The organism is Photobacterium sp. OFAV2-7, assembly GCF_022347985.1.
In the GTDB taxonomy this organism is placed as follows: domain Bacteria; phylum Pseudomonadota; class Gammaproteobacteria; order Enterobacterales; family Vibrionaceae; genus Photobacterium.
Genome location: NZ_JAKRFQ010000364.1, coordinates 1 through 4,820 on the forward strand (window position 1 = coordinate 1; position 4,820 = coordinate 4,820).

The 4,820-nt window shown below is 45.4% G+C and carries 5 protein-coding genes and 1 pseudogene; 3 read left to right on the plus strand and 3 right to left on the minus strand.

Going from position 1 to position 4,820, the window contains the following annotated elements:
* The 3 genes from MHN01_RS16775 to fdhD all read right to left on the minus strand — a co-directional run.
* Positions 1 to 169: SDR family oxidoreductase (locus MHN01_RS16775; protein WP_239412394.1), on the minus strand; the 169-nt coding region annotated here is incomplete at its 3' end.
* A 612-nt stretch (positions 170 to 781) separates the two neighbouring features.
* Complete coding sequence (locus MHN01_RS16780; RefSeq protein WP_239412390.1) at positions 782 to 1,696, minus strand: helix-turn-helix transcriptional regulator; 915 nt, start codon at positions 1,694 to 1,696, stop codon at positions 782 to 784.
* Entirely contained in the window at positions 1,697 to 2,632 is a 936-nt protein-coding gene (gene fdhD, locus MHN01_RS16785; protein WP_239412391.1) for a formate dehydrogenase accessory sulfurtransferase FdhD, read from the minus strand.
* A 223-nt stretch (positions 2,633 to 2,855) separates the two neighbouring features.
* On the opposite strand from fdhD, the gene MHN01_RS16790 reads away from it, so the two are divergent.
* From MHN01_RS16790 to MHN01_RS16800, 3 genes and pseudogenes are all read left to right on the plus strand, one after another.
* Positions 2,856 to 3,332, plus strand: coding sequence for a DUF3305 domain-containing protein (locus MHN01_RS16790; protein WP_239412392.1), 477 nt, complete (start codon positions 2,856 to 2,858; stop codon positions 3,330 to 3,332).
* On the plus strand, positions 3,322 to 4,038 hold the full coding sequence (locus tag MHN01_RS16795; RefSeq protein ID WP_239412393.1) for a DUF3306 domain-containing protein: 717 nt from the start codon (positions 3,322 to 3,324) through the stop codon (positions 4,036 to 4,038). Before MHN01_RS16790 ends, MHN01_RS16795 begins: the two co-directional genes overlap by 11 nt.
* Before the next feature lie 342 nt (positions 4,039 to 4,380).
* A pseudogene (locus MHN01_RS16800) lies at positions 4,381 to 4,820 on the plus strand ((Fe-S)-binding protein); the annotation flags it as partial.

The following is a 4,820-nucleotide window of genomic DNA, read 5'->3' on the forward strand; positions in this document are numbered from 1 at the left end:
AACTATGAAACTTATTTTTGGGAAGTTGATATTTCTCAATGAGAGACTGAAGTCTTTCTTCGCATGCTTCGCTAAATGACAGTACGTAGATATCTCCCGGTCTCTTAGCCAGACGCCTTAAAAGTTGAGATCCGATAAATCCAGTTGCGCCGGTTATGAATGAATTCATGACCACTCCTTACGCTATTTATATTTCATGTAAATTCAGAGTAATTTATTACTGGTCGGAGGACCAAGCTCTAGTGTGCACCTGGTGGCACAAAACTTAAAGCATAACAGGCAGAAATTGGGCATAGATCAATATTCCAAGCAGGAATTTTTCATTTTAGAGTAATTGCTCACATATTCGGCAGAAAGCTAACTGAAATGTACATTACATAACCATTTATTATGTGGTTTGTTACTAATTAGCATATTGGTTTTGCTTATGATTCTCAGTAAGTAGAAGCCGTGATTTTCGCAGGATTTGGTAAGCAGGGTGACTTGGTAAGAACTGTTTCGGTTATGTATCAGCCTGTATAATTGACCTGATATTGATCGGGTGAATACCGGTGCTTTTGGAGAGCTTTTTTGGAGAGGCTGTCAGGAAAGCTAGGAGAGTAAGGTAAATTGGGGGTGGTTTTCTGTAGAGGTGATTGCATTTAATGTCATTGATATAAAGCTACTTGCTAATTGATGGCTTTCGCTTAAAGGTGAAATCAAGTAAATGTGTCATTTTGCAATCATTAAGCGAGGAAACAGGTTTCCTCGCTAAGCAAAATTCAGTTGTGATTGTTTGTTACTAGTTAGCGCTCCAAACTTGCGTACCGGTTCGCTGAAAATTATAGCCTTGCAGCTGATCGCCTTTAGCCTGTATTTCAGGATCAGACAAAGCCTGAATCAGTTGCTGTTGTAGCGCTCTGAAATAGATGTTCTTGGGAATAACCAGTTCAAACGCTTCCCGGCAAAGCGGGATAAAACCCAATCCAAACTCACCGGCAGTGCTTTGGCTGGCGCAGCCGACATCTGCCTGTCCGCGGGCAATGGAGGAGGCCAGTTCGCGCTCGCTATAACAAACGTCGGCTTTGGTTAGCATATCTATATTGAAGGCATGGCCGTGTAACCATTCTTCAAGTGCGCGCATGCTTCCGGCACCTTCCTGACGAAGTGCCCACCGCCAGCGAGAAGCCAGCAGTTCTTGCGGATTAAGCGAACGCGTATTAATACAGTCTGCAATCTCATGACTAACGACCAGTCCTTGCTGGCGTTCAAAGGCATGTATAAGTACCCAGTTTTTGTGGCCAGGGTATTGCTGAAGCAATGCAGGGTGACGCAGTGGCGCCTCATCAGCATGGCCCCAGTGAATAGCACACATGTCGACATGACCTTTGCTAAGCATCGCTAACCCTTGTCGGGTGCCGGTTGAGGTATAGCCGACCAGTGCCGTGCTACCCAGTTTGTTGGCCATGTTGCCGACAATCATCTGAAGGAGGGGATCGTCCGAGCCGGCGATCAGTAAACGATCATTCAGTACGCCGTTATGGCAGGACTCCAGCAGCCATTTATCGAGCATGGCTTTGGGAAACAGCCATTTTCCGGTTACTTTGGTAGCAGGCAGCAAGCCGTCGTTGGCAAGGGCGTATACCTTCTTTTCGTTAAGGTCTAAATACTCCGCAACCAGTTTGGCATTCATGAACTCGGGAAAGCTGGTGGACATTTATTCATTGCCTCCAGTGTGTTTTGCTTCGGCTCGCAGATGATCGCTTTCACCTTTGTGTTCTGGTTTGTGTTGGTCATCAAGTGGGTTGAGTTTGGTTCCGTCTTCGGCATTCACGCCCTTGACGTCAAGGACTAGGTTTTCCTGGCCGTTGTAGACTTGAAAGCGGTGTCCTTTGGCGCGGGCTATCATGGTGATCCCCAGCTGTTGAGCCAGCTCATACCCCATCTGCGTGGCACCTGAACGTGATAGTAGAACTGGGATCCCCATCTGGGCGACTTTAATCACCATCTCGGAGGTCAGTCGGCCTGTGGTGTAGAAGACTTTGTCTTCGCCTGTTTCACCCTTTAACCACATCTCGCCAGCGAGGGTATCAACCGCATTGTGTCGGCCGACATCCTCGACAAAAGACAGAATGTCAGTGTCCTTACAAACGGCGCATCCATGAACAGCACCTGCAGCTTTATAGGTTTCGTTATGATGCGTAAGTGATTCCAGCAGCCCGTACAGTTTTGACTGCGGAATGGTCGGTTGGGGGAGCGTAACGCCTTCCAGTTTCTTCATTACGTTACCGAACATGGTGCCCTGACCGCATCCTGAGGTCACTGTTTTCTTACCTAACTTCTTTTCAAGACCATCTGTGCTTTCTTTGGTGATCACAGCCGCCGAGTTGGTATCCCAGTCAATGATCAAAGATTCAATGGCGTTGATATCTTCAATAAATCCCTGGTTTTTTAAATAGCCAAGGACCAATGCGGAAGGCCGCTCGCCAAGGGTCATCAAGGTAACAATCTCAATCCAGTTCAGGTAAACCGTTAAGGGGTGCTCGCAGGCGATTTCTTTCTCCATCATGTCGCCATACTCGTCCATAACCTGAACGGTCATAGTCTGGTTGACGGATGATTTGGTTTTAATGATTTTTGGCAGTTGGGTCATCAGAAATTCCTGCTGATTCGAAAACGTTCTAATTATGTCTGTGTCCAATAGGGTTTATCGGCAGACATTCTTTTTCATGTCGTTAGTAGTTTCACAGTCTAGCAAACATCATTCCAACTATATGAGTCAGGAGTGTGGAAATGAGCGATTAAACTGAAGTTGGTCTGATAATTGCTTTATGTGCCTTATTCAAGAGTAAACGAGTAATGATTAAGGAGCGCATGTGCCAGATTTGCATAAAGATGAATCCATATGGCCGATAGCCTTTCGTTTGGCCTCTGAAGAGAAGCAAATTGGTCGTTGGTCGACCTTATCCTGGTCTATTGAAGATGTCTGTCTTTATGATCCGGACAAAAAGAATGAAGTTGCCCAATCAGATGGTGGCTACATCCTTCCATTGGAACTTTACCGTGATGAGCGTACCGAATATCGCTTTAATTTGAGCTCTCAGGATCCGCACTTATTCATTGTTTGTGAAGAGGAGAATGAGCAACTATCCCCGCTATTGGTTACTGCAGCTCAAAGCGTTGCGGGCAGTTATATGGATGGTGATTATCAAGTTCTCCATATCCAAATCCCGCTTCAGGTGCAGGCCTGGATGGAAGCTTTTATTGGCCGTCATGGTGAGTTAATCGAGTTCAGACGCAAGCGTTGTAAAGACAAAAGTAAAGATAAAAAAGGGCGCTCTAGTGGCAACTAATTTCTTCCAGCGTTGGTCAAGCAGAAAGCTGGCATCGCGTGAAGCTACTGTTGAGAAAGAAGATGCTGTTGAGTCTGGTGCGGATTCCCTTCTGAGTGAAGATACTGCGAGCTTAAGCCAAGTTACTGAAGCAAAAAACAAATTACCTCATGAAGATGATTCTGATACTGGGCCTAATCTATCGAAAGATGCAGACGAGGCAAGTGGAGCAGAAGCGCTGACGCTGAAAGATGTTGCCAATGTAACCTTTGATGGCGGAGTTACGTCGTTTATGAAAACGGGCGTAGATAAGTCCGTAAAGAAAGCAGCATTGCGTAAGTTGTTTCATTCCGACGAGTTTAACTATGTCAGTGATATGGATGATCACACGGAAGACTTTTCCAATGTCCCTACCTTGGATTCCGGTGTGACCAAACAGCTTCGAAACTGGGTGAATCAGGCGTCAGAAAAGCTAGAAGAAATGTCAGAACAACTAGACGCTTCAGAGCAAATTGCTCCGTCAATATCTGATGATGGTGAAGATACGTGTTCCGCAGAGTCTGAATACATTGAGCTTGTCACGAAGACTGAACCCTCTGAGCTTGAACCCATAGAGTTAGCATCTCAAAACGCATCTATCCCTACCTTGTCAGAAGAAGTATCTACTCGTTGTGTAGATACGTGTGATGAGCCTGATGCGGTAAAAGTCCCTTTAGCTAGAAGCTAAGGCACGATGCTAACCACTCTTAATTAATGAAAAAGAAAAGTCGGCTGTTACAAAAATGAGGCAGCAGAACTGAAGTTGGGACAAAAAGGGAATAATACCCTTAAAAAAGATCGGGACATTTTGGCGCACTACTCAAAAATCATTAGGACAAATTGTCCCAGGGTGGGTGGTTCAAACTGACTCCTTCTGACTTTAGTTCCCTTTAGGTCATTTTATTCCGTAAAAAGTTGGTTCGGTAATTGCTCTTATAAGGGCAATGAAGCGCCTCGTTTATAAAAATCTTTAATAAACAAGGCACTTCAGTCGGCACTGACTGACGGTGACGAGTAGACAGGAATAAGAATGTTAAAAAGTACACTAGAAGCATTTTCTGACAAGAACGGACAAGCACGACACACTGCGATTGCAGGTACTGTCGAGCTCTCAAACCTGATCCCGCCTACGGTTTCTTATGAAAGCCGCGGGAACGTGTTGCTGATTGGTGAGCAAGAAACGATCACTGCACTGAAATCTCAATTTTCGGCGCTGAATTCGGTGACGTTGCTTGCGACAGAAAAGTTAGCCAAAGCAGATACGGCAAGTAAAGGTGAGAACCTGTATTTCAGCTCCCAGGTGAAGGTTAAAGGTTACCTTGGGGCGTTTGAAGTAACTTGCCGTGTGGGTGGTATTCATTCGGGCTCTGCATCAGAAGCAAATGCAGAAACTGAGAATACGGAAGCCTTCGCGAACTTGGCAAAAATAGCGATTGGTCGTGATTGTTTTGATCTTGTTGTTGATATGAC

What these genes read in the sequence shown, in the direction of transcription:
- fdhD (WP_239412391.1), bottom strand. Translation starts at nt 2,632, where the DNA reads ATGACCCAACTGCCAAAAATCATTAAAACCAAATCATCCGTCAACCAG.
- MHN01_RS16780 (WP_239412390.1), bottom strand. Translation starts at nt 1,696, where the DNA reads ATGTCCACCAGCTTTCCCGAGTTCATGAATGCCAAACTGGTTGCGGAG.